25 protein-coding genes and 1 pseudogene are annotated in these 23,470 nt (G+C 48.6%); 18 read left to right on the top strand and 8 right to left on the bottom strand.

The features are described from left to right. Positions 1–147: 147 nt before the first annotated feature. From NDA01_RS24410 to NDA01_RS24390, 5 genes are all read left to right on the top strand, one after another. Positions 148–624 carry a plasmid mobilization protein gene (locus tag NDA01_RS24410; protein ID WP_348230056.1) on the top strand — a complete coding sequence of 159 codons (477 nt, stop codon included), beginning with the start codon at positions 148–150 and terminating at the stop codon, positions 622–624. After that, positions 590–1,870, top strand: coding sequence for a relaxase/mobilization nuclease domain-containing protein (locus NDA01_RS24405; protein ID WP_348230055.1), 1,281 nt, complete (start codon positions 590–592; stop codon positions 1,868–1,870). Before NDA01_RS24410 ends, NDA01_RS24405 begins: the two co-directional genes overlap by 35 nt. Before the next feature lie 88 nt (positions 1,871–1,958). Next, entirely contained in the window at positions 1,959–2,243 is a 285-nt protein-coding gene (locus NDA01_RS24400) for a hypothetical protein (protein WP_348230054.1), read from the top strand. A 150-nt stretch (positions 2,244–2,393) separates the two neighbouring features. After that, positions 2,394–2,735: a hypothetical protein gene (locus NDA01_RS24395; RefSeq protein WP_348230053.1), complete on the top strand. Its 342-nt coding sequence runs from the start codon at positions 2,394–2,396 to the stop codon at positions 2,733–2,735. A gap of 395 nt (positions 2,736–3,130) precedes the next feature. Next, positions 3,131–3,487 carry a hypothetical protein gene (locus NDA01_RS24390; protein ID WP_348230052.1) on the top strand — a complete coding sequence of 119 codons (357 nt, stop codon included), beginning with the start codon at positions 3,131–3,133 and terminating at the stop codon, positions 3,485–3,487. Positions 3,488–3,748: 261 nt separating this feature from the next. Here the strand turns inward: NDA01_RS24390 and NDA01_RS24385 are convergent, their stop codons facing one another. After that, entirely contained in the window at positions 3,749–3,958 is a 210-nt protein-coding gene (locus NDA01_RS24385; protein ID WP_348230051.1) for a hypothetical protein, read from the bottom strand. A 244-nt stretch (positions 3,959–4,202) separates the two neighbouring features. On the opposite strand from NDA01_RS24385, the gene NDA01_RS24380 reads away from it, so the two are divergent. Together NDA01_RS24380 and NDA01_RS24375 are read left to right on the top strand one after the other, a co-directional pair. Continuing rightward, positions 4,203–5,060, top strand: coding sequence for a ParA family protein (locus NDA01_RS24380; RefSeq protein WP_348230050.1), 858 nt, complete (start codon positions 4,203–4,205; stop codon positions 5,058–5,060). A gap of 92 nt (positions 5,061–5,152) precedes the next feature. Continuing rightward, positions 5,153–6,226 (top strand): ParB/RepB/Spo0J family partition protein, encoded by a 1,074-nt coding sequence (locus tag NDA01_RS24375; RefSeq protein ID WP_348230049.1) that lies wholly within the window; start codon positions 5,153–5,155, stop codon positions 6,224–6,226. A gap of 91 nt (positions 6,227–6,317) precedes the next feature. Here NDA01_RS24375 and NDA01_RS24370 read toward each other — a convergent pair. Further along, positions 6,318–7,384, bottom strand: a pseudogene (locus NDA01_RS24370) (ISKra4 family transposase). Between the two features lie 127 nt (positions 7,385–7,511). On the opposite strand from NDA01_RS24370, the gene NDA01_RS24365 reads away from it, so the two are divergent. Further along, complete coding sequence (locus NDA01_RS24365; RefSeq protein ID WP_348230048.1) at positions 7,512–8,195, top strand: hemerythrin domain-containing protein; 684 nt, start codon at positions 7,512–7,514, stop codon at positions 8,193–8,195. Between the two features lie 318 nt (positions 8,196–8,513). On the opposite strand, the gene NDA01_RS24360 is transcribed toward NDA01_RS24365, so the two are convergent. The 6 genes from NDA01_RS24360 to NDA01_RS24335 form a co-directional block, all read right to left on the bottom strand. Further along, entirely contained in the window at positions 8,514–10,928 is a 2,415-nt protein-coding gene (locus NDA01_RS24360; protein WP_348230047.1) for a coiled-coil domain-containing protein, read from the bottom strand. A gap of 14 nt (positions 10,929–10,942) precedes the next feature. Continuing rightward, positions 10,943–11,584: a hypothetical protein gene (locus tag NDA01_RS24355; protein ID WP_348230046.1), complete on the bottom strand. Its 642-nt coding sequence runs from the start codon at positions 11,582–11,584 to the stop codon at positions 10,943–10,945. A 104-nt stretch (positions 11,585–11,688) separates the two neighbouring features. Beyond that, positions 11,689–12,489, bottom strand: a complete 801-nt coding sequence (locus tag NDA01_RS24350) for a hypothetical protein (RefSeq protein WP_348230045.1) — start codon at positions 12,487–12,489, stop codon at positions 11,689–11,691. 77 nt (positions 12,490–12,566) lie between these two features. Further along, positions 12,567–12,740, bottom strand: coding sequence for a hypothetical protein (locus NDA01_RS24345; protein ID WP_348230044.1), 174 nt, complete (start codon positions 12,738–12,740; stop codon positions 12,567–12,569). A 58-nt stretch (positions 12,741–12,798) separates the two neighbouring features. Continuing rightward, positions 12,799–13,008, bottom strand: a complete 210-nt coding sequence (locus NDA01_RS24340) for a hypothetical protein (protein WP_348230043.1) — start codon at positions 13,006–13,008, stop codon at positions 12,799–12,801. A gap of 100 nt (positions 13,009–13,108) precedes the next feature. Further along, positions 13,109–13,987, bottom strand: a complete 879-nt coding sequence (locus NDA01_RS24335) for a hypothetical protein (protein ID WP_348230042.1) — start codon at positions 13,985–13,987, stop codon at positions 13,109–13,111. A 199-nt stretch (positions 13,988–14,186) separates the two neighbouring features. On the opposite strand from NDA01_RS24335, the gene NDA01_RS24330 reads away from it, so the two are divergent. The 10 genes from NDA01_RS24330 to NDA01_RS24285 all read left to right on the top strand — a co-directional run bounded on the left by NDA01_RS24330 (position 14,187) and on the right by NDA01_RS24285 (position 22,598). Beyond that, on the top strand, positions 14,187–14,810 hold the full coding sequence (locus tag NDA01_RS24330; protein ID WP_348230041.1) for a hypothetical protein: 624 nt from the start codon (positions 14,187–14,189) through the stop codon (positions 14,808–14,810). A 304-nt stretch (positions 14,811–15,114) separates the two neighbouring features. Further along, entirely contained in the window at positions 15,115–15,552 is a 438-nt protein-coding gene (locus NDA01_RS24325; protein WP_348230040.1) for a hypothetical protein, read from the top strand. Between the two features lie 9 nt (positions 15,553–15,561). Further along, a complete protein-coding gene (locus tag NDA01_RS24320) occupies positions 15,562–16,155 on the top strand; it encodes a Uma2 family endonuclease (protein ID WP_348230039.1) in 594 nt (197 codons plus the stop codon). Between the two features lie 31 nt (positions 16,156–16,186). Further along, positions 16,187–16,363: a hypothetical protein gene (locus NDA01_RS24315; protein WP_348230038.1), complete on the top strand. Its 177-nt coding sequence runs from the start codon at positions 16,187–16,189 to the stop codon at positions 16,361–16,363. Beyond that, entirely contained in the window at positions 16,363–17,199 is an 837-nt protein-coding gene (locus tag NDA01_RS24310; RefSeq protein ID WP_348230037.1) for a hypothetical protein, read from the top strand. The genes NDA01_RS24315 and NDA01_RS24310 overlap by 1 nt, the downstream gene beginning before the upstream one ends. 316 nt (positions 17,200–17,515) lie before the next feature. Next, positions 17,516–17,848, top strand: coding sequence for a hypothetical protein (locus NDA01_RS24305; RefSeq protein ID WP_348230036.1), 333 nt, complete (start codon positions 17,516–17,518; stop codon positions 17,846–17,848). After that, the gene (locus tag NDA01_RS24300; protein ID WP_348230035.1) at positions 17,845–21,003 is read left to right on the top strand and encodes a plasmid replication protein, CyRepA1 family; all 3,159 of its coding nucleotides are present in this window, start codon (positions 17,845–17,847) and stop codon (positions 21,001–21,003) included. Before NDA01_RS24305 ends, NDA01_RS24300 begins: the two co-directional genes overlap by 4 nt. 417 nt (positions 21,004–21,420) lie before the next feature. Then, a complete protein-coding gene (locus NDA01_RS24295) occupies positions 21,421–21,627 on the top strand; it encodes a hypothetical protein (RefSeq protein WP_348230034.1) in 207 nt (68 codons plus the stop codon). Positions 21,628–21,998: 371 nt separating this feature from the next. Further along, complete coding sequence (locus NDA01_RS24290) at positions 21,999–22,190, top strand: hypothetical protein (protein WP_348230033.1); 192 nt, start codon at positions 21,999–22,001, stop codon at positions 22,188–22,190. A gap of 120 nt (positions 22,191–22,310) precedes the next feature. Next, the gene (locus tag NDA01_RS24285) at positions 22,311–22,598 is read left to right on the top strand and encodes a hypothetical protein (protein WP_348230032.1); all 288 of its coding nucleotides are present in this window, start codon (positions 22,311–22,313) and stop codon (positions 22,596–22,598) included. The last annotated feature ends 872 nt before the right edge of the window (positions 22,599–23,470 follow it).

Genomic DNA, 23,470 nt, shown 5'->3' with positions numbered 1-23,470 from the left:
CGAAATCACGCAGAGGCTGGCGGCTTCAGAAGACGGTCTTAGCAAAACTTTGAATTTGGGCAGTAGCTTTTCGCCCCCGAGTCCGCCGAAATCCATCCAGAAGTGTTAGTACAGAATTCTGATGGCTCGGTGGCGAGTTGGAGGGTTATGCCTAATTTTGAGTCGATGGATCAGGCGATCGCGGAACTCAGAGGCGAAATTCGAGAGGCTTTAGGAGATTCTGAGCTGCATCAACGCAGAACGATCGCCAAGCGCTTTTACGTCACTGAAGCGGAAGAACGGCAACTAGAAGAGCTACGGCAGGGGGTCACCCTCTCAGCTTTTGTGCGAGCCAAAGTGTTTGGATCTGGCATTCCTCGCCCTCGGGCGATCGCCCCTCAAATTAACCGCGAAGCCTACGTTCAGCTCGCTCAACTCAGAGCGAACTGCAACCAAATGGCGAAGGCAATGAATATAGCCGCTAAGCAAAACGGAGATTTACTCCTCACTGCCGCTTACTTAGAGCAGTTGGAACGGCTGGAGAAACTGCTGGTAGAAATTGGGCTGCAATTGAGCTCGGGCAAGCATACCAATCAGGAGGAAACGAAGCATGATTGGGAAGACGTTGCAGAATCACAACTTTAGAGAAACCACTCAATACGTGCTCGACAAGGAAGCGGCACGGTTACTCGGTGGTACCGTAATGGGTTCCGATTCGGATACAATCTCCCGCGAATTCCTCCTATCACGCGACTTAAACCCTGGAATTGAGCGGCCTGTTTACCACCTGATTGATGCCTATAGCTATGAGGATGCAGTGATTCAGGAGTTGAGTGACGAGTTTTTGAAAGAGAGAGCGATCGCTCGCTTTGCAGGATTAGTGGTATCAGCAAGGAAGCCAGAATTGCTGCGACGTGAAGACAAAACTGCATACAAACAGCAGGTCAATGAGTTTATTGAAATGGAACTATACGAGTATCAATGGTTCTGTGCGGTCCACGAAGATACGAAGCATCTGCATACGCATTTCGTGGCCAGTCGCATCAATCTCTTAGATGGTCGAGCTATTTCAACCTGGCAAGACCACGAGCGCAGCCAGCGCATCTGTCGCGAAACTGAAAAAGAATACGGACTTCAACCTCTAAAAAGCTCTTACGAAATCGAACGCCGATCGCCCACTCGCAGACAAGTCGAGGCGTGGCAGAAAACTGGAATTCCCCCTGTAATGGTCGTAATGCAAAATGCCATTGATCAAGAGGCAATTCCGGGGCATAACCTGGAGCAGCTGCAAGCAGCGTTGCTGCAAAACCACGGTATTACACTCAGGGAGTGCGATCGCCCCAGCAAACCAGGCATCATTTTTGAGCAAGCGGATACTAAAGGCGAAATGATACGGATGTCAGGATCTCAACTGGGCCGAGGCTACACACTCCCAGCGCTCCAGCAGCGACTAGAGAGGGAGCGCGACGTTAAACGACTTGGGGTCCAGTTGATAACTGAAGGGATAGTTGAGCTTGACCCAGTTGAAGATATTTTGAGGGTACAAAACGAATATGTTCATCGCCTGGTACCTCAAATTCAAGCAATATGGAACCGGGAGAAGATGGGTAGAGGCAAACTTAAGGCTGCAACCTTTGAGGACTACCAGATTCGCTTGGGTGAGGAAGGTCAACCGGAACTCTTTCACCGCGATCGCCTGATAATGGGCTACTCAGAGGGTAAGTATCAGAGCTATGGATTGACTGAACAGGACTGTACGGCGATCGAGCAATTCCATGAACGATTATGCCAGCAAGCTCTGCCACAGCCACTAGACCCAGAAAAGCAGAAGCATCAGGAAAGCCATCCAGGCGAGAGATCCCACTCTCGATCTCAGCATCTCGAACTCTGATAGAAGTTATATGGCTTGATGGATCTGTGGAAACGTACACTTAGGTTATTGGTAAAAGTTCTACACCAGATTAAAGTCATACCTTTCGATGGCTAAAGATTTTTCTGTTACTCAAAAACTTGGCTGTGATAAGTATGCGCTAGACAACTGTGTTCTTGTTAAAGCATCCGTTGAAGCTGTCAATGTTGTTATCCAGCAATATTTTAAGCTTGAGTTGAGATCTCAATGCAAACTTGCTGATTATGTTGCCGCTAATGATGCTTCGTGGAGAGAGGTTGAGCGACAACGACAAGCTAGAAAATCAAGACCTGATAAATCATTACCTCCAGTACTTTGGGTAGTTCCGTTTTGGCGATATCTCAACCATCAATGAACTATTCTGCCTCTTTCAGATACCGGGGATTCGATCGCTTCTGCATTAGCTCTGCTCTTAAATACTGATAGCATTACCTTTCATGATTCTCATCATGCTTCTTTCAATGAATTTAAGGTTTTTCGCAAGGACCAACTTGTTGAACATTATTTGTTTGGATTTGAGTGTGGAAAAGACTTTAAGAATGATTGGAATATTCAGATAGAAGACTCTGAATTTGATGATTGGAGTAACTACGAACACCGATTCAAAAGCTCCATCAGGCAAGTTACTGAAGCAGAATTAAGATCGGCATTTTTAGCAAAGAAACATGACAAAGATAATAGAGGTTTCTTGGATGCTTGTCTTAAATATTACAAGGCTTACATTCCTTTAAGGGAAGAAACGCCCGCTCATTACCACGGCGATGGGAGCTCAGATTTTCAAAAGTGGGATTCAGTAGTAGAGCGGATGGAGATGATGATCGTAGCGTCCGATTATTCATTCAACTAATTGAGATCCTGTTGATATTTCAGCCATTAAGAATACTTAAAAAACTTACTACTAATAGGTTTCAGATTGAAGATTCTTACCTTAGGTTAGGAGGGAGTAGCAGTAGGCTCGCTCTTCCAATTCAGACATCACAGCCAATTACAAATTTGGAGCTAATAGGCTGATGAAAAGGGGAGTTTTGCGGGAAAAATATACAGAAAGTTTCGGCATAACTCCCCTATTTCAGGTAATTATGCCGAAACTTTCCCTCTAATAATAGTTATGCCGCCTGAGTTATCGGTAGGGCCGCACCGACAGCTTACCTGTTGTGTTTGAGGTCAAGGTAATGTGAGATCGTTGGGAAGACGATACCTTGAAGTTACAATGGGGCGATCGCGGAGTAGATTGGTCAGGGCATGAGATACATCAGTGCTGAGGATTGGGAGCTTTTGTCATTCTTTGAGGTAGAGCCTCAAAGATTAGATCCTTCTGTTCCTTGGGTATACGATGACTCAGTTTATTTGGTTGAAGACGGGGAATTGTCATTGTCGTGTGCAATTCATCCAGTCTACAAAGATGTCAGGATTATTCTCAAACATCGTGGACATTGTTTGTATGAGTTTGAGGCGATGGGAGTGAAAGATATACAAGTTCTCAAAGAAAAGGGTAGTGAAATTCTTGAGATTACCTTGTCCGAACAGCAAAACCTCCAGGTTAAGCTGCGTCCATCGATTCAAATTGTCCATAGGCACAGAGAGGAAACAACGACTTAAAACGGTATAAACGCGACGTTGGAACGACGGAATCAAGACGTTGGTTATGATGCAAAAGTTATTTGCCGCCACTCAACTCAGCCGTTAATGCTTAGCAACAATGCCGAAAATGAGTGAACTTCGGCATTGTCAATAATGCGATCGCTTACAGTCACAATAGTTGAAGACATACTACAAACAATATGGCCCTGTTTGTTTCCGGCAATGTTCCTCGCAAACCCAGAAATCAAGAGATCGTGCCGACGTGAGGCTGCTCCACCACTACTCCCGGCGATCGCTCCCGTGATTCAAACACTCTTGCAACAGACGAACGATCGCTGCGGGTTCAGCTTCAGAGGCATTGGCGATCGCATTTTGTAATAATGCTTGGGCCTCAACTAGTGTTTCCCTCACTTCTGGGTCCTCGGACATTTGAATGAGTTCCGCTAGTCGAGCCAGCATACCAGCACACCCTTCCCTACCAGTTGTCATAGGCGATCGCCCTTTTTTCATCCACTCTAGACTTTCCCTGGTTAAGACCAGAGCTACTGCTCAAGTGCTAGTAATTTCGAAAGCTCGGAGTCACGATCGCCCCCCTCAGTTGCAGCTCCGGCATCTCCAGCCCGCGTGTTTTGCAGAATCCTTATCTTCAAAAGCTCATAGTGGGGGTACTTGTACCATAACGTTAGGGTACAGTGTTATGTACTCTAACGTTATGGTACATAACTAAACTCTTATGCCTAAGGCTACCCAGCAAATTAGAATTGCGATCGAGAGCAATACCGGGGGCTCTGGGAAAACAACACTGGCTACTCATTTAGCATATGCACTGGGAAAGAAAGGGCATCGAGTAGTATTGGTTGATTTAGATCAAAACGGATCGCTGAGCCTGTTTACAGGAAAGGTAACTGCTCCTGAAAAAGAAGAATCTCTCGCAGATGTCTTTAAACCAGAGTTTAAAGGAAACTATCCTTTAGTACAAATTTGGCAGGACCACATAGATAACGTGCAGGTGATACAGGGCGGAGCACCACTAGAAGAAATCATCCGCAGCTTGCATCTCTACGAGCGTAGATATGAGGTATTGAAAGACAGGCTGGAAGATTATCCACTTAATGCAGAGATCATTATTTTAGATACTCCTGCATCATTAGAGCCAATGGGGCTGATTGCCCTTGCTGCATCGACTCATATTCTGGTGCCCTTGAAGCCAGAGTATAAAGACTCTTTTGGCGCAGCAGGAATGGTGAATTGGTTTTATCAGAAGATTGAAGCGCTTCGCTTACGCCCCAAACCTGAAATTCTAGGGTTTGTGCCTTCTAGAGTAAATGTTTCTAAGTTTGCAGCTCATCGTAACCTGCTAGGTCTTGATAAACAGGGAAAACAACGAACAGATATTGAGTTAACTGAAACGATTCCTTACCAACTACAGCAGATGGGCATCACCTGTTTCCCTCCCATCAGGGAGTCAGGCTTTATCTTAAGCGCTAGTGGCACAGGGCTACCTGTTCACCTTTACCAACCTGGAGATTCGATCGTCAGATCGTTTGACCCAATTGTGTCTCGCATTATTGAAGTTTTGAAGGGGAAGTAATGGCAAGACCTAAACCAATCGGAGCCAGTCAAATTTTTGCTGAAGCTGGGCAAACCCAAAAAGTTTACCAATTATCGAACCGAGTAGAAGAATTGGAAGCTGAAATTGTACAGCTAAAAAGCCTGAAACTTGCTGCATCAGAGAAACTAGAACTAGAGGCGAAAGTTCAAGAGCTAACCCAACAGCTCTCTGTCCAAAGCGGAGTTCAAGAAATTGAGATTTCACGAATGCAGCGCAACATTTTTCAACCTCGCCAAACGTTCCCAAAGTCCGAACTAAAAGCACTTGCTGAGCTGTTGAAGGAAGAAGGGCAGCACACTCCAGTAATTTTGCTTCCCTGGAAGGGAGGCTATTTGATATTTGACGGGGAACGCCGGTGGCGAGCAGCCTCCTTAATTCCGTGGCCAACACTCAAAGCTGTCATTATTCCGCTAGAAACAGAGGAAATCAATATTCAGGAAATTCAAAGTCAGGCTTTGTCAACTTCTCTCCACCGAAAAGACCTACATCCTCTTGATTTAGCAGAATGTTTAATCAACCAGATTATTTACCGTCATCCAGTCTTAGAAGAAGAACGTGATCGCGTTCCAACCATTCTCAACACATGCCTGCAACGATTAAAACGCAACAAGCAGCTCTCAGAGTTGGCAGCTATCACCATTGCATCAAGAGATGAGCAGCATGATTGGCTAGAGACAATTGAACTGAAACAAGAGGCAGAACTTAGCATTCTGCAAACGCTGTTGGACTATCAATTGAATCCATCATCTATCAGCACAAATGTCTTTCCAATGCTGGCGATCGCAAACGACCTCAAGGAAGTGGTTCGAGAATTTAGTTTAGATGCTAGCAAGGTTAGAGAACTCAACAAACTTTCTGCTGAAAAACTCAATATAGGAGATGAAACAGCAGCAAGGATAAGAACTGAGGCTGCCAGAAAAGTAGCCGATAAAAATCTATCGTTGAACGAGACCCGTGCGCTAGTTAGTGAGTTGCTCAAAACACACAATGCTGACACATCACCTATTCGTCCCCTATCCCAGCGTGTAATTAAAAACTTGCAGACAACTTCTGTGGAGAACTGGCAACTAGAAGAAATTAAAGCTTTCAAACAAGCACTTAAGGCAAAACTTGCAGAGCTTGAGAGGCTTCCAAAATTAAAATAATGCTGAGAGCTCGGTGGTCACTGTCAAACCTAAAACGCCTAACTTAGGTGTGACACGGCATGCCATTTAGGGGTTTGGAATGGGGAGCATGTCAGTCTTGGAGACCGATTAGCCCATTGAGATAAGCGCAGCGATGAGCCAGCACTTGCGGAACATTCTCACGCTTCCACTGTGCACCGGATATTTGAACGCAACGGTCAATCTGTTTGATGGCAGATTCAACCGCACCCGAACCATAGCGCTTCGCTCCGCCAAAGGCGTACGAACAAGGCCCTTCCGCTTGAAAGTAATCGTAATTGACAATGCGATAGCGATGTTTGCGTAAGTACTCACAGAAGTTCTGTGCCTGTTTTTTCTGGCAGTGCTCACACAGGAGAATGGTCTCATCCACTTTCCCCGTCCACAGTAGGGCTTCGGCTTGGTGGAGGCGCTTGATGGAACCACCGACCTTGTGGAGATTCTCTTTGAGATGATACCCATCGAGGATCTCGCGACGCTGTTGTGCGGTCGCAATTTGAGCAACGATGTTCCAAACTCCGGCATGTCTATCGCCTCAGCAAGTCAACGGATTCTCTAGGGCTTGAGCATTGTCCCATGCAATCAGCTGGGCATTGTTTTGAAAATTGGCACTGAGTCCTTGGTCAGTGGCAATGGCTTTGTAATCTCGCCATTGACATTCCTCTCCTAGGGGCGTTCGCACTCGCACCTTTCCACCATCTACACTCAGTTGGGCAATCGGTTGTTCTGCCGTTGGAACTTCAAACGTCTGCTGATGCACTAAGCGCTGCTGAGTTTTAGCCGGAATTCGAATCCCGGTGAGATAGGCAACATCCCGCTCTGCCTGCTCATACGACACATTGGCACTTAAACGTAGACAACAGTTCTCCAGATGCGGACTCAACTGTCGGTAGGGAGCAACGCTCAATTTTTTCGCTTGCTCTGTTGTGATGGCTAACTCTCCCAGCGTACTTTTTAGGGTTCGCACTCTGCCGCTTTGCGTGCCGCTAACCGTTCGGATAAAAAACACCCCAATTCTGGACTAACATGCGCCTGTATCTTCTCTCGGATGGTCAACTCGATGCCTTCGAGTGTTTGCATCGCTTCTGGGTCGCTTTCATCGTACAGAATTTGAGCAATCGCTTCGAGGATCTCACCCAACCTCGCAAAGGTGACATGCTCCCGAGCGAAACAGCTACTTTGTTATGGAAACTTCAGGAGGTTACAAAGATGCACAACCAGTGCCCGACTATCAGCCCAGATCGCGCAATGAGGCACAGCAGTCCGAATGGGCGCTGTTGAGCGCAGCCGAGCCGCGAAGCGTGTGAGGTGTATCGAAGTGATACTCCGTCTGCTTGCAGCAGAGACGTTCATTTATGTCTTTGTGCTTAGGTATTTTCGGTCTGCGACACCTAAATTGAGGAAGCAAGAAGAAGCAGCCGACTACCAAGTTCAACTTGTTATAGCAACAAAGAAATCTTTTGGTAGTTCAGCAAAGCAATGTCAGAAAAGGAGTAAAGACGAAATGGACGGTATTGAAACGTTAGAAAAGGATCATGCCAGGATTAGAAGTCTCTTTTCAAATATTGAGAATACTGATGACCCCCAAGAGTTAGAGGATAATTTTGAGAAACTCGGCAACATTCTAACTATACATGCTGAAGCCGAAGAGCAAGTTCTATACCCAGAAGCAAGCAATTGTGAAGGTACTCAGGAACTGATTGATAAAGGTCACCAAGAGCATGACAAAGGCGACCAAATGGTTCTGGAAATTAAATCTATAAGCCCTAATGAATCTAAATTCAAAGAAAAAGTTAGGGGACTACAAGAGTTTATGCTGAATCATTTGGATGAAGAAGAGAACAGTCTCTTTCCTAAAGTACGCCAGTGTATGAGTGATAAAAAACTGGAGGAACTTGGTACTGAGATTAAGCAGACTAAAGCTGAGGTTGCGCACGAAGTAGTAGATTAATTATTGATGGTTGTGCCAGTAAGCAGCAAGTAATAAAGTTACTAGATTAACAGGTTACGAGTTAATCTATAGCAATACTAAATGAGACGTGGGGCAAACGTGACTTAATACAAGATATTGAGCTTGATAGTTCTCATAACTCAGATCAGATTGCTATAGTAGCTTGTGTTCTGTCGATAGTTGCCGATTATTTTGTTAACTAATTTGGTTCAAACTTGGGTGCTTTGCACAACCCCTCAAGAAGGTATCGGCGTTCTCGTAACTTTTAGACTAAAACCAACAATTTGACCACAATTCACGTAGATATCTTGTCATCATTTATTGTGTGTTGGCTTGAGTGATTAAGTGGGCCGCAATGAGCCCTTCAGAAGTGGATTTTCCACAAGTGTCGCAGACGTATAACAGCGAACCTCTATTCTTTTTAGTGCGGGTCAGAATTCCCTCTTTGCACTTCGGGCATCCAACCCCTACATAGGACGCGGATGCCATCTCGGATGCAACGGCAGAATCAGAGTTTGCGGGCTCAAAGATGCAGATGGATGCACTGGGCTGCAAGCTGGATGCTTGACCTCCATCCACTGTTTCTACCGGGAGCACTTGGTCAAATCCATAACATCCAAAGTGAGGGAGCTCAATGAAATAGGGTTTCTTCTGCGGCTCGATTACCAGAGCGAAACGATAAGCTTGGGGGTCAGTTTTATCCAGACTCAGCTCTGCATTTTTAGCCTCACAAAATTCCATTAACTTGTCATACTGATTCTGTAATTCTGATTTCAATTCAGATGACATATTGGAGTTGACGATCGCGTGTTTTGCGTTGCTACCAATATGCACATTCACGCAGTTTTCAAAGTCGCTTCGATCCATGCCTGGGTACTCAGACGCATTCGCATTCTGCCCAATAAAAACCATTCCAAGATTCTGGTGGGAGGCTTGTTTGACCGCAGACAGAACATATTGAGAAGCTGATTTGTGTTTCACAAAAGTGCTATCAATTTCATCAAACATATACAGCACAAACTCTTCAAATCCTTCCGCTCCGGTAGAACGTCTCTCCACGCGATCGGCTAATTCTTTCATCCCTGCCACTGATTCTTTATGCGATGTCCAGGTGACGGGAATAGACCAGTAGTTTTTGCGGCTGTGGTACTGAGGATTGGACAGCTTGACTTGGCCTGGGTGAGCTTTGAGCAAGCACACTGCGAGATTTTCGGCAGTGGGGCTCTTCCCTGCCTCACTCCCGCCGGTGACTCGCACTCGAATCCATTGAGCTGCCAGTTTTTCAAACTGTGATTTGGGTCTCCAGAGCCGAGACACGTCTTCAACGCCAAGCGGTGGCTTCCGAGACAGAGCCAGCTTCACGCTCATCAAACCTGATTCTGAATCGTAGGCAAACTTTGGCACGTTCAAGCAGCGCAAAATCTGCGGTAACTTCTCGGCGTGTTCGTTTAACTCCCCTGACAAAATCAGTCGTGGGTTGCGATCGCTGTGGAAGTAAAGAATGGCTTCATGCTTACGATAGTCGCTACCTGCACGGTCTAGGAGAATGCCATGCAGCCAGAAGTATTCAATGATTTGATTTCCCATTCGCAGGTCATCTCGGGTGGCTGGGCTGAAAGTCTGCGGCCTGCGTAATTGGTCTACCTGTTCTCTAAGGTTGGCAATTTCACGGGTAGCCCAGTCAAGCTGCTGAAGCAGCTTTTGCATGTAGGCATCGGTATCCCCATTTAGCTCAACTTCCAGGGCTTCCACCTGTTGAGCCAGAGAATTGAGCACTTCATCCTTTTTGACTTGAAACTCACTCAAAATCGCTTCATGCTGACTTCTGGGAATGAAGTCCTGCTGGAATCGCGCTAATCCTTGCTGCAATTCATCAAGTTCAACCGCCTTCTCAGCCAGTTGGGACTGGTAATGCAGCTTGTCCCCAGTGTTGATGACGTTGCGATACTTCACCTTGAGGGCGGAAAGCTCCTCAAATTCCTGCTGTAAGAGCCTCAACGCTTCATCGACAAATGCTGGAAGGTTGCTGGAAGGGGAGAGGTTTGTGATGTGGTTGAGGTGGTCCGTAGCGACGTGCTTCACCTCTGTTGCTAAGCGTTTTAGCTGTGGTACCAAGTCGAGGCGTTGGCCAATAGTTGCTTCAATGGAACCCAGCAGGCGATCGCGGTACTCAACCACTGCTGCTGCCATCGTCGTTTTGACCCCAACTCCTAAAGCGTCTACTGATGCCTGAGCTTGCTGGCGATCGCGCTCCTGCTGAATACTCAAGCTTTGAATGCGTTGCTGCCAAGCTTCAATGTTGGATTCCAAGAGCGCGATGTGGCTGTTAAGCTCTCCATTTTCAGAGCGCAGCTCAAACAAGGCAGTCTGGGCTTGCATTAGTTGCAGCTTCAGGGCTTCTCCATGTCTCTGCTGGTGTCCCCAGAAGGCTTTCCACTCTTCCAGCTTGTGGGTGAGTTCGCTCACCTGTGCTTCTGACAGTTCCAGAACGTTGTCCTGGCGGCTGAGCTCTTTGTCCATCACATTCAAGGCACACTCTGCGTAGAGCTGGGCGATCGCGCTATTGGCTCCCACAGTGCCGACACCTGCCATCAGTGCGGCAATCGAGAGATTGCGGGTGAAGGGAGACTCACTGAAACAGCCGAACAGTCCCAACACCGCAATTGAACCCGCTGCAATATCGGCAATCAGCTTCGGCTGTTTCAGTTGTTGTAGGAGTTCGGCTCGTTCCATTGCTGCCTCCTCCCTTAAACAGTGGCATTGGCCAGTTGACGAATATCGGCATCGAGCTTGGCATTTGCTTCAAACACCGATTGTTTCAGGTCAGCAATTCGACTGGCTTTAAGCGCTTTTTTCTGTTCCCATTCCTCCCGAATCAGCGGCGTCATCTCCACCATGCCGTCTAAAACCGCTTGTTCTTGAATCAAGCGCTCTTGAGCTTGGCTCCACTTGGTTTGAGCCGTATCAAGGTTCGTCCGAGCAGTTTGATAGTTGATGAATTTGGTGTGGTTGTTGACTTTAGTGGTGCCATAGTCAATCACGGTGCCCACAAACTTCTGGAAGGCCACACCTGTGCCAGCGGCATCCTGGTTCAACGCAATGTTGGCTTGAGCCACTCTCAGAGTTTGACGCTTTTCTTCGATTGAGGCACAAGCGACATCTGCCTCAGTTTTGGAGGTGCGGGGCAAGGAGGAAGAGTCGCTGAACAAGTCTGAAGCAAAGTGGTCATTGGGGTTGAATTCGGGAAAGCTCAAACCGTGGTCCACTTCACCTAGGTTGAAATTAGCTACGCCCCCATGACCACCCGTGAGGGGCGAAAGGATAGCATCCAGAGGGTTGGAACCATTTTTGGCGGAACGGGAACGAGATTTGCGCGAAGGGTCAGTCATTGAAAATCTCCTCTTTAAGGTGTTGGTAATGAGGCTTTAGGGGACAGGCGATCGCGGCAGTAGAAGTTCAACAGTGTGGCGATGAAGGTCGTCATTCCCACTGCCTACCTCCAGTAGCTTTGAGGGCTGTAGTGAGAGGCAGGAGCGGGCGCATGACGAACCGCGCTGCTCACGAGCAACCAACTCCCGAAACCCGCCAGCCCAATCATTCCTGCTGCCACTAACGAGAAGGCAAAGATGTCTTGTTGGTCCACCCAAGCGTTCCATTTGCGCCACAAGTTAACCGTGACCTGCACGTCCGGTGTTTTTTGCTGCTCTGTTACTAACCGCTGGGCTTGGAAGATTTGCTCACTCGCGACACGCTGAGCCTGAAAAATGAGAGCAGCCGTATCCTGCGAGTGCTGGTGCATCTCGGAAGTCGTAGTGGTAGAGGGAGCGATCGCGGGCTCAGCTCCCCAAGAAGTTTGGGGCTGAAGATACTGGGCAATCGCATAAGCCGGATCAGCCGGAGTCAGATATTCGTCTGGATCAGACTCAAAGGTAGTTTGAGCCACGGGCTCTGCGTACAGTGCGGTTGAAATGCTGGGAGGCTGATATAGGAAGTTGGGAGGTGCTTTGACCATTGCTCCACCTTGGCAGTGCTGCATTAGAGCTTGCTTAAACGCTTGAGCCTGCGGCGTGGCGACTAAATCAGCCAGCAACAACAGTCCAGCCAAGGAGTAAAAAACGCGATCGATGTGATCAGCGCCTCTAATCTTGAACCAATGCTGATTTTCGACCAGCTTGGGACGATGCTTATTCAATTGGTATTCATTGGGGACTCGAAAGGCGGCCACAGCAGTGCGATGGGGAAATAAGTAGCCCATTTGGGGATGGGGAATGAGTTGCTGTAGGTACTCTTGCATGGTTGAAAGCCTCCAGTAGCAGGAATTTGAGCAAGGTACTCACCCCTTTGGGTGAGGAGGGCGAGCACTGGGATAATTCAATTGCTTTCCAATGTCTTGAGGTGCAGCAGATAGACCGCTAAGGCTTTGTAAGTCAAGCTATCCAGGCTCTCAGTCGGATGAGTATCTAGCACTTGTTGCAGTTGGTCAAAGAGGGGCTCTGGAAGGGTGATTTCTAGGGCGATCGCGGGGTGAGGAGTTGTGTTGAGCATGGTGATTCATCGAGTTTGAATTGCTGCTAGGAGCGTCGTCGGGTTGCTAGCAAGGTGTTCATGGAGTTTGAGAGTGAAGGACTTTGAAGGCGAGGGCAATTCTGGCTTGTTGGTAGCGAATGAAGGCAAGTTGGGTTTCCTGAGCTGCGATTGAGGTGGCAAAGCCAGCAATTTCACAATTCACAGCAGCGCGTTCAACCTCCTCTACAGCAGTGTTGAGCGCCAAATTTTGGAAAGCTAGGGTTTCGGTGGCGGTGAAGCGTTCCATTGAGTTGAGCCAGTGTGGGGTGAAACTTGCGGTATTTGCAGTGATGAGAGCACTGGGGCGATCGCCCAAAGCACCAGGATTGAAACCAGTGTCAGGACGATTAAGCTGATTGCGAGGGGGGGTTTTGCGCTTGCGGCTTTCCCGGCGCTGGAACGTTGCCCCGCTGAATCTGATACTGGGTTTCTCGTAAGGTGTTTTCAAACTCAGCTTCTAGCTCTGTGGCCAAGGCCGCAGCTTCCAATCGCGTTTGCCGCAGTAGTCGTTGTCGTCTCAGGTCTGCGGTTCTGTCCCACTGCGCTTGATTCTGATTCAAGCGGGTGTAGCTCTGGTGCATTCGATTCAAAAGCTCGACTTCCTGGGCTTCCAGGACTTGCAGTTCCGCCTCTTCTTCCTCCAGCGCAGTCAGATAGTTCACACCTGTAGGAACAAGTGATGATGCAGCAGTCCGCTCTACAGGCGCTGGTTGATCCTCGCGGGGTAAAACTTCTGGGCGAATTGCTGGCGCTTCCGGACTAGGAGCATTGGCGGCAGCGCGATCGCCAAAGCGTTCTGTCAGCACTTGCGCCCACTTCTTTTTAGAACCGGCAAAGTAGCGATCGCCCAAAAGTTCAACCGCTAGGGGAGTGTAGCGATCGTCGCTGAGACGCAACTCGGATTCAGCCAACCAAGGTGCAATTTCTCTGAGATCCACAAACCATTTCTGAATCGTCCGCTTCCCTTGCTGGTAATGTTCCGCGATCGCCTTACAAAACTGAGGTTCTGTCGGTTTCCAATGGTCAATCTTCAGTAACTCATCCCTCTTGCTAGACCGAGGTTCAGGCAGTTCAGACTCTTCAAAGCCCTGTTCGCACCCGTCTAAGCTCTCGTTCGTAGCAGGGCTGTGCGAAGGGTCGTAGGAACGTTTGGGCACTCGGGAAAAGTCGATCGCAGGGGATTCGTAGGTAGCTTGAACAGAACTGGCGTCAAAGGTTTTGTCCATTAGGCGTATTCTCCTTAAAAAATTCGTAGGCGGTCGTAAGGCGTTTGCAGCGTTCGTTACGACTTGTTTCTCGTTCACTTACGAATTATGCTAACACTAAGTCAAACAAAATCAAACGTTCTGGTTGTTAATGTTTAGATTAAGGTTAAACTGAATTTAGGGCTTATGCTTGAGAATGTTTGATATATGCATTCACTTCGTGGCAGAAAGCACTAGCAGACTCTCAGAGTTAATTTCCAGACTGAAGGGCAGAAAAGGCTTACGTCCTTTCAGTCGGGATATTAAGGTTGACCCTGGTACTCTGTCTGGATGGCTCTCTGGAGATGTCGAAACGCCCAGAGGTGGAAACCGCATGGCTTTGGTGTCTTATCTAGGGTGTGCTGATGAGGATTTATCCCGCTATCTTGCTGGCGAAGTTGAGCTAGACGAGTTACTAGCGAATCTTCCTCAAACAGACCAACCTTTGACTATTAACAAAGTCTTATCTTGGATTCCAACTTTATCTCTTAACGAATTAGCCCGATTAGCAGAAGCAGCTACAGAACTCATTCGTAGGCGTACTGACTCCCACTCGATCGCCGACCTAATTGAAGCTGAACTCAAAAATCGACGTTGGCCGATTGATCGATTAGCTCAAGAGGTTGATATATCGGTTGAAGCATTGATTCGATTGCGGAATGGGGATCAACCAGCAGAGGAGCAGTTGCTAGACCTAACGCTAGTGCTAACAAAGTCAGATGGCTCTAGATGGACATTTGATGAATTGAAAGCAATCTCTTGCAGCCATCATCGCCAAAACACCACTCACACAAACGGGGGGTGATCCTATGAGTAATCAGCGTCAAAACCTTGTTCTTCAAGCCCATCAAATCGTGTCACTTCACGATGCACGCTTATTTACATTTAAGTGTGCTATCAAGGCATTTCGGCAGGGTTTACATAAAGCTGGGACTGCCCTTTATCGGGCTGTGAGTCGATGGGAGAATGAGAGCGATCGATTGCTGGTCATCCAGTGCCTCACTCGCGAAGACGCTAAGGTTCTGAGAGAGAATTATAAATTTTTGGCCTCCCAGGTCTTAGCAGCTGGCATGAGAGCGTTGCTGTTAACTTGGATAGGCGCAAACCGAATGGCTTGGCATATTTCGGCATCACTTGCTCATGAAGGCGATAGTCTAGAAATACCTTATCCGCACAACTTACCTGAGATTGAAGTCTTGAAATTAGGTGAACGTATGATTTTGTCTAATTACCCTCAATCTTTAGTGCTCATGGAAGGCGACTGGCAAGTTTGGACAAACCAGGCAATGAACCAACTACTTCAAGTTAGTGAGGCTGAAGCTCGCTCTCGAAACTTAAGAGAGTTATGGTTTGAACAGGGAGACGATGGGCTAGATGTGATGAAGCAGTTGCTAACTCAACAATCTGTTCTTTCTGCCTACCCCTATGTAACCCAACTTAATCCAGGCGAACGGTCAAAGTTTGTAACTGATTTTGAATTAGTTCTGGAAGGGCAATTTCGATTAGCGACAAACCTGGAGTGCACCCCTGTTATAACGACGGTATAGGAGGCTGCTATGACACAAGCAGTAGTTAAGCAACGATTTACTTTTACTGAGTGGCTCACCTATAACGATGGGACTGACACCCGTTATGAATTGGTAGACGGTGAATTAATCCCAATGAACATCGGCAAAGGGAAGCACGGCGCGATCGTAGGCTTTCTCAATGACAACTTCAAAGCTGAAATCTCACGCCAAAGCAAGCCTTGGACTTCCAAGTTATTTTCGATCGGGGTACGTTCTCCCCGTGCTGGGCGGTGGGATACCGCCAGAATCCCGGATGTCGTGGTTCTCGCATTAGAGCAGTGGGAGACCATGCTCGACCGCGAAGCAGTGATTGAGTTGTATGAACCACCTCCAATTCTGGTGACTGAGGTTGTGAGTGAAAGCACTCAAAGCCAAGATTACAAAGCAAAACGTGCTGAGTATGCAGTACTCAATATCCTTGAGTATTGGGTGGTAGACCCCATTCAGGAAAAGGTCACAGTTTTTAATCTGGATGAGGGGATTTATGAGGGCAGAGAGTTTGTGGAGAGCGAGATAGTCGCTTCATCCGTTCTTCCTGATCTAAAACTCACTGTAAGTCAAGTTCTGGCAGCAAGGGCATGAGCATGTTTGTAGGGGTGCAGGAGCGATCGCCATGACACAAGCAGTAGTTAGACCGAGAGTGAGCTTTGAGGAATATATCGACATCTGCGCTCAAACCGAGGAGCGGTATGAATCGGTGCGAGGAGATGACCCCATTCAGTCTCCAACTTTCAAGCGCTTAAGCTTGACAGCCAATCAGGTTTGCTTAGCAGGGAGGAGTCAGAGTTAATGTCAACGACACCTATCTTGCAAACGCCAAGCAAGGACTACCCTGAAACGATCGATAACTGGGCCGTCCTCAAAGAGCTGGAAACACTCCAGGAAAGGATTCAGGAGCAGGAAATAGCCGAATATGTCGCACCTTTCGACAACCGGGAAGCCCTTCAAAAACTTGAGTTAGAGAAGGACGAGTTATCTGCTGTCATCACTTCAATCGGGTTCGGCTCCATTCTGACTGGATTGACCACCTTCTCAGTGGGCTTACTTGGATTGCTGCTGGCATGGAAACCAATGGTCAGATTGGAAAAAGTGGCTCGTCTGATCAAACTCATGAAGTTGATTTTGGAGAATTTTGAGGAGCTGGGTGTAGAAATGTTACCCCTCCACAAAACTCCCAAAGCTCAACCGATTGACTTGATTGTTAGATTTCCAGGTAAGGAATTTCTACTGTTTGCCATTCGCTCTCATGGTGATTCAACGGTTGTTTATAACCAGAACAAAGAAGCTCTGTATCATAAGCGGGGTCAGAAGGGCATGAGCCGATGGAAGCCTGACCCCCTTGATGATCTCGCAGAGCAAGAGTTTTGGCTGAGAAAGAACAGGCGCAATTTCTTTGGCGGCACTGCCAAAGGGAGTCGTAGACCGATGGCAAAAGTTTTAATTGTTTGGGGACAAACCCGATTAGACGAACACCAAGAACAGTTGTACGCTAACGTAGATAATCAAAAGTTTTTATTTATCCGCAGAGAGAAAGGAGGAGCTTTCTATGTGATCCACCAAACTCAGGTGATTGACTTCATGCGAGCGTATCTCGCTCACCGTCAGTCACAAGAAGCAGCAGCTTAGATTGTTTAAAAGTTTGAACTCCCAACGTCGGGTATCGACAGAGGGAGTTCGATAAGCGGAACCAGGGATTAATTTTTGCCGACCAGCAAAACCCGACGTTCAATCGGAAGGGCTTGGATGCCCTCGTCTTCAATCCTAACCCATCTTCTATGGGATTGCATCAGGATATCACTGGATTGCTTATATGACGCAACTTTCAGCGATCTTTGAAGATTTGACGAAGCGACCTCCTGACACAGGTGTGGTTGTTTCGTTCGGTTGTTAACCTCGGTGACTCTGGTTCCTTTGATCCCCCACAAATCAAAGGAACTGACAAGTGCCACAACTTCCACTATTTGGAGCTTCTGAGAATCTGCGACAGTCGCAGTCTCCATCCAATCCAAAATCAACCCTAACGCAATCCCAGTCTCCTCAACCTCAAGCTAAGCGGATTGCATGCTACGTTATCCACCAAGTTGCTATTCAGTCTGAGCCAGAAGAAGCGAACCCAGTCACCTTCTTAGATCCTGACGAGACTTGCCTTAAACACCACAAACTCGTCAGCATTCCAGCTCTCGATGATAATCTCTGCTCTATTACTTGTGGGCAGGTCGTTGCTCTGATCAGATTCGTGGCTCTCTCCCCTAAAGCTCAAGGGGGTGGACAATGAAGGGCTCTCGAGTTCTAGGTTTTGACCGCAAGGCTCGATCGCTGCCGCCTGCCACATGCCATGCGCCTCGATCGCTAGAGGCGTTTAGGGCAAAGATCGAACAAGAGTTCTGTCAGGAATCAGGGATTGAGCCCAAACTGTTTGAAGCGACGATCGCCGTCGAGCCAGACCTGAAGCAACTGCCAGGGGGAGAGGTGGAAACACCCCTCCACGACGCCCTCAACTGGCAATTTCGTCGCTTCCGCCACCAAGCGAATGCTCAGCAGTATGGAGCTCTCTTCCTCAATGAAGACATGAGCTGTTGGCAAGCGAAATTAGCTTGTCCGAACTGGGACGCCACTAAGAGACAGTTCCGTAAATACGAAAGCGTCTACCAGGGCGGGAGCCGTGCTTATCTGCCAGTCATTGACCAAGCCACTCGCCGTAAAATTGCGGCCCGTTATGGTTGTGATTGTCCTCCCGAGGGGGATAGCTTTTGGCGTTGGCTAGAGGAGCATCCAGAAATTCCGATTGTTTGGACCGAAGGTGGCAAGAAGGCGCTGTGTCTGCTCAGCGATGGCTATGTAGCGATCGCTCTGTTTGGCGTTTATGGCGGGCATCGTAGTAAAGATGCATCAGGTAATTCCGTCCTGCCCTATCTGATTCCCGATGTCCAGCGATTCTGCCAAAGCGGCAGGCAACACATTCTAGCCTTTGACCAAGATGTGAAGGAGCAGACCCGGCAAAAGGTCACGAAGGCGTTATCCAGTTTGGCGGGACTGCTAGCGAAAATAGGGGGCATGGTCGCGATCGCCCAATGGGACCCAGCGCAGGGCAAAGGCGTGGATGACTTGGTGGTGAACCAGGGACGAGCCGCTTGGGATCGAGTTTACGAGCAAGCCTTGAGTCTAGAGCAGTGGCTGGTCCACACCTACCGCTCCTTGACCTATCGAGCCCAAGTGGTTGTGAATCAGCGATATCTGGGGGAGCTCTCAATTCCAGACTCAGCCAGGCTCATCTGCCTCAAAGCCCCAAAAGGCACTGGGAAGACGGAAGCGATGATTGCCTTAGTTCAAGAGGCGATCGAGCAGGGGCAGCGAGTCTTGATCCTGACTCACCGCATTCAACTCGGTCAAGCTCTCTGCGATCGCTTTGGCATCAACTATGTTACGGAAGTTCGTGACTCTGAGACTGGGTCTTTACTCGGGTACGGGGTCTGTGTCGATTCCTTGCATCCGCAGTCGCAAGCAAAATTTAAAGCCGAGTACTGGAAAGACCCCCTCGTGATTCTGGATGAGGCGGAGCAAGTCATCTGGCACACACTCAACGCGGCTACAGAAGTGAAGCGTCATCGAATCGCAGTGCTGCGGGAATTAAAGCAATTGTTGCTCAATACCCTGCATCCCGCTGGTAAAGGGCGGGTGATCCTATCCGATGCCGACCTCACGGACTTGTCTATTGATCTGATCAAGGGATTAACGGGACAGCCAGAGCTAACTCCTTGGATTGTGCGGAACGATTGGCAGCCGGAGCAAGGCGCTAACATTTACCACTACGACCAAACCACCCCGGCACTTTGGTACAGCCGCTTGAAAGTGCATCTACAAAGCACTTCCAAAGCCGTCCTTGTCCAACTCAGTGCTCAAAAGCCTCAGTCCACCTGGGGCACTCGCAATGTCGAACGCAACCTGCGCCGTCTATTTCCTGAGAAGCGCATCCTCAGAATTGATAGTGAGACCATCAGCAATCCCCAACATGCAGCTTATGGTTGCATCTCTAAACTCAATGAAGTGCTGCGAGCGTACGACATTGTGATTGCTTCGCCCTCAATTGAGACGGGAGTGTCCATCGACCTAGTTGGACATTTCGATAGCGTCTGGGGCTGTTTCCAAGGCGTGGGAGCGACCGATTCAGTGCGCCAGACCCTAGCACGTCTGAGGGAACGGGTAGACCGTCATGTGTGGATCGCTCGCTGTGGCTCCTCTCGCATCGGTAATGGAGCAATTCACCCCAGCAGCTTATTCAAGAGCCAGCAAAAAGCAGTCCGCATTGCTCTGAAACTACTGATGAACGCTGATTTTGATGACATTGCTACCCCCGTTGACCCAGTCTATGAACGCACTTGGGCGCGGATGGCTTGTCGCATCAATGCAGGAATGCTGAAGTATCGAGACACCGTCTTGCAAGGACTTCAGGAGGAAGGACATACCCTCCTCTCCGTGAGCCCAGAGTCAGAAACCGATTCAGACCTACTTGAGCAGGAAAGAGATGCCATGAAGCAAGAGGCCACGGCAGGGCACCGGGAAGAGTGCCTAAGCGTGGAGCAGGCAGAGGCAATTACCGATGCCGAAGCAGCCGTTTTGGAGCAGCAACGGGCGAAGACTGATACGGAACGATTCAAACTTCGCAAGCATCAACTCCATCAACGCTATGGCATCGAGATGACGGCTGACTTGGTTGAGAAGGATGACAAGGGTTGGCTGCCTCAGATTCGCCTGCACTACTACTTATCCCTCGGTCGCCAGTATTTGGAGGAGCGAGACAGTCGCGTTTTGCAGAACGCGATCGCCAGTGGCAATGGCTCGGTATGGTTACCTGACTTGAAAGGGTCTTTGCTGATCCAGCAGATTGTGGGAATGGAGCGGCTAGGCATTCTAGAGTTGTTACGCCTAGGACGTGAACTCCGCAACTCGGATGCAGACTTGATTCAACTGAGAGAGCGGCTGACCGCTAACGAGTGGCAGACCAAAGCGCTGTTTGACCTCAAAATCAATCCCAACGCTTCCCCTGTCACGGTGGCCCGCCAGATGTTGAGGAAGTTGGGGTTACGACTGGAAATGATTGGTCAACCCGGACCCAGGGGCAAACAGACCCGAGTTTATCAAGTCATGGGGCATGAGGATGGCCGAAACGCCGTTTTTGCAGCATGGCTAGCTCGAGATGCCGCCAGATTCACCGAAATGTATCTCTCTGATACGGTAAACAGTGACCGTAATAATAAAGGAACTACGTTAGTGTGTGCCTCTTCAGATTCCCTAGCTAGCTGGTTTACACCGGATTGTCTCAGTGATGTGCAGGGGATGATCTCGGCGGCACAGGATGATCCCGCGATGCTGGTGGAGGTCTTAAAGCTTGTGCCGGAGCCGGTTCTGAAACATTTAGGATTAGTAGCGTAAACTGGCATCACTTAGTAGCCCTCCCCTTGGTGGGGCCGACGCCGCCAATTTCGGCTAACAGCCTGCGATTCAAGGCTTCTCGACCTGCTTGTATTGCTCAGCGATCGTGTCTAGCTCTTCAGCTTCTTTTAGGAAGTGAATTCCGGATTCTTTCTGCTTTTGACGAGCTATAAGGGTGCCTGGCAAAGGTTGGAAGCATTTGAAGCTTGTTCGGAAAGAGGTTGGAAGGTTTTGGAAAGCGTTTGGAGCTTGTTTGGAGAAGGGGTTGGAAATTGATCCAAACGTCCGTGGGCAACCAAGTTGGCAGGAAGGCATTAGGCATGCCAGAAAAACAGACGCTGACCGCCGCAAGGTTTCCGATCGCTGCTGGAGATGCGGCCCAGGCTCCTCACATTACCCAGTCAATATGTCAGCAAGATGGAATTGAGTAGATCGCGCTATGGAACTGCTGTGTTTTTGGAGGCGATCGCCGTGCGGATAAAACTAAAGGAAATTGTGTTTGCCAATGGAGCAGTGTTCGTAGATCTCTACAACCTCAGTTTTAGGGTTCAAGCGATCCTCAACACTCAGCAGGGAAACGGGTCAGCAGCAGTCATGGGGTGCTCTGACAGGGGAAAGAGATAGTAGTGGAGCGAGCATTCACGAATTCTGCTCGCTTATGGGTCAGCGGCAAAAAACCAGAGGTGGCCAGTGGATTTAGACCCCAAAAATTTAATTGATGTGGAGGAGTCGCGATCGCGGCAGGGCTGAACTGAGCTGCCAGCAGTTCTAGAGCAGACTTGTGAAGGATTCCATTTGTAATACCCGTATCACCCCCAACCTTGCTGCTGTGGTTTTTTAATTCACACAAACTGCGTCAAGGGTGCGTCAGAAGTGCGTCGAAGTTGAGCTATAACGAAAATTGCCAGAATTGATAAGTAGCTCTACTCAGTGTCGCAGTCACGCGACAGGGATGCCGCAGTCACGCGATAGTCGCGCGACGAGAGGCGTTAGGTATGGCGCAAAAACAGATTGTCACTGTCGCGTGTGGGGTAGCGATCGCCAAGCAAGGTGGGGCAGGAGCATCACAATCCGCAGATGGTTCCAAGAGGTGCCGAAGGGTGCCCGATGTGATGGATTGCGACTCTCGGTTCTTCTTTCAGCGTGACACGCTGTGTCAGGGTGGGGCATTGGGTGCCAATCGGTGATGTCTTGTGCAAAGGTGTGCTCAAGCGAATGGGCGATCGCACCTTGCCGCTAGTCCTGCCTCAACTTTTTTATTAGAGTGTCTAGACTAGTGAGTTTCTTGAGGTTTTTGAGGAAGTTCAATGGGCGATTGCAGCGGTTTGATCACGCCCTTTCATGCCCCTGGCTCATCCAGAAAATTTGTCCGGTTTAGTCCTAGTGGACAACCAGTGTCACTGCTCCCTAGGACAAGCTTTCAAGGTCACAGCGGCGTGAAGCAAGCGAAGGCGGCAGCAGGGCTAGACGCTCGGAGGGGCGATCGCTCCTCTGAGTTTAGTGGTTATCCCTCTTTTGTCACTCCTGCTAGAGAATACCTGACCTGCCAGAGAATAGCTGAAATCACCAAAATTTGTTGGGCAATGCTTGGATGAATTGGTGGAAACAGTGCTCTTGTATCACTGTTATTTATTATTTTTCGCGAGTGACAAAAGAGGGATAATCGACTGAAGCGATGAACAAATCAAATTAGAGCAGCAGTGCTCAAAGCCCACCTCTAACTCGCAGCCCCCACAGCGGAGCTGGATGATGGACTAGCGGGCGCATTTAAACAGAAAGTTACGGTTTTGAATGAGGGGCTGAGCTGGTAGAGGGGCAAAGAAGTGCAAGGTGAGGTGGAAAGCTTAAACTGAATTGGGTTTTAGAACATCTGTCGCAGCCAGGTTCCGAATCAGAGTGATTGCCAGGCACGCAACTACTCAACTTCTGAAGTGCAGTTAGAGCAAGGATTTGGCATTGAGCCGAGATACGTGCAAAAATTTATCATATGGACATCGAAGCCTTGATGCGTCGTACTTTCAGCTTTTGTACAGAACATAGCTGATCCTGTTGAATCTCTTTGGGTTCATTCCCCGCCCCTTGGGGCGGACTAACTGCTGGGGCTAGCCCCGTGGGTTCATACCTTTGATTAGTTGAGCCCCTCTACAACTACTTAACGAGAGAATCAAGGTTTCAGGCTTCAGATAAGCTAGAAAATAGGTGTGTACTACTAATTTCTAAGTACTACTTAGGTCATAAGTAGTCCAAACCTGTACTATTCAAAGTTTTCATGGATTACAGCTAAGGACAAAAAGCTAAGTGTTGCCCTAGCCTGTATTTCAAGGTGATGTGATCAAGAATTACACGTATCTCGGCGTGCGACTCGTTCCTGCCCAAGTCAAGCCCCTCCACAAGGTTTGAAATAAAGCAGGGTCAGGGGTAGAACCTTGATAACTCAACTTCTGTATGGTGCGTCCAATCTGGACAA

The organism is Trichocoleus desertorum AS-A10 (assembly GCF_039962155.1).
GTDB lineage: Bacteria > Cyanobacteriota > Cyanobacteriia > FACHB-46 > FACHB-46 > Trichocoleus.
This window is presented reverse-complemented; position numbering and strand designations above follow the sequence as displayed.

What these genes read in the sequence shown, in the direction of transcription:
- NDA01_RS24410 (WP_348230056.1), top strand. Translation starts at nt 148, where the DNA reads ATGCCTAATTTTGAGTCGATGGATCAGGCGATCGCGGAACTCAGAGGC.
- NDA01_RS24405 (WP_348230055.1), top strand. Translation starts at nt 590, where the DNA reads ATGATTGGGAAGACGTTGCAGAATCACAACTTTAGAGAAACCACTCAA.
- NDA01_RS24400 (WP_348230054.1), top strand. Translation starts at nt 1,959, where the DNA reads ATGGCTAAAGATTTTTCTGTTACTCAAAAACTTGGCTGTGATAAGTAT.
- NDA01_RS24390 (WP_348230052.1), top strand. Translation starts at nt 3,131, where the DNA reads ATGAGATACATCAGTGCTGAGGATTGGGAGCTTTTGTCATTCTTTGAG.
- NDA01_RS24385 (WP_348230051.1), bottom strand. Translation starts at nt 3,958, where the DNA reads ATGACAACTGGTAGGGAAGGGTGTGCTGGTATGCTGGCTCGACTAGCG.
- NDA01_RS24380 (WP_348230050.1), top strand. Translation starts at nt 4,203, where the DNA reads ATGCCTAAGGCTACCCAGCAAATTAGAATTGCGATCGAGAGCAATACC.
- NDA01_RS24365 (WP_348230048.1), top strand. Translation starts at nt 7,512, where the DNA reads ATGGGCGCTGTTGAGCGCAGCCGAGCCGCGAAGCGTGTGAGGTGTATC.
- NDA01_RS24360 (WP_348230047.1), bottom strand. Translation starts at nt 10,928, where the DNA reads ATGGAACGAGCCGAACTCCTACAACAACTGAAACAGCCGAAGCTGATT.
- NDA01_RS24355 (WP_348230046.1), bottom strand. Translation starts at nt 11,584, where the DNA reads ATGACTGACCCTTCGCGCAAATCTCGTTCCCGTTCCGCCAAAAATGGT.
- NDA01_RS24350 (WP_348230045.1), bottom strand. Translation starts at nt 12,489, where the DNA reads ATGCAAGAGTACCTACAGCAACTCATTCCCCATCCCCAAATGGGCTAC.
- NDA01_RS24345 (WP_348230044.1), bottom strand. Translation starts at nt 12,740, where the DNA reads ATGCTCAACACAACTCCTCACCCCGCGATCGCCCTAGAAATCACCCTT.
- NDA01_RS24340 (WP_348230043.1), bottom strand. Translation starts at nt 13,008, where the DNA reads ATGGAACGCTTCACCGCCACCGAAACCCTAGCTTTCCAAAATTTGGCG.
- NDA01_RS24335 (WP_348230042.1), bottom strand. Translation starts at nt 13,987, where the DNA reads ATGGACAAAACCTTTGACGCCAGTTCTGTTCAAGCTACCTACGAATCC.
- NDA01_RS24325 (WP_348230040.1), top strand. Translation starts at nt 15,115, where the DNA reads ATGGCTTGGCATATTTCGGCATCACTTGCTCATGAAGGCGATAGTCTA.
- NDA01_RS24320 (WP_348230039.1), top strand. Translation starts at nt 15,562, where the DNA reads ATGACACAAGCAGTAGTTAAGCAACGATTTACTTTTACTGAGTGGCTC.
- NDA01_RS24315 (WP_348230038.1), top strand. Translation starts at nt 16,187, where the DNA reads ATGACACAAGCAGTAGTTAGACCGAGAGTGAGCTTTGAGGAATATATC.
- NDA01_RS24310 (WP_348230037.1), top strand. Translation starts at nt 16,363, where the DNA reads ATGTCAACGACACCTATCTTGCAAACGCCAAGCAAGGACTACCCTGAA.
- NDA01_RS24300 (WP_348230035.1), top strand. Translation starts at nt 17,845, where the DNA reads ATGAAGGGCTCTCGAGTTCTAGGTTTTGACCGCAAGGCTCGATCGCTG.
- NDA01_RS24295 (WP_348230034.1), top strand. Translation starts at nt 21,421, where the DNA reads ATGGAATTGAGTAGATCGCGCTATGGAACTGCTGTGTTTTTGGAGGCG.
- NDA01_RS24290 (WP_348230033.1), top strand. Translation starts at nt 21,999, where the DNA reads ATGGCGCAAAAACAGATTGTCACTGTCGCGTGTGGGGTAGCGATCGCC.
- NDA01_RS24285 (WP_348230032.1), top strand. Translation starts at nt 22,311, where the DNA reads ATGGGCGATTGCAGCGGTTTGATCACGCCCTTTCATGCCCCTGGCTCA.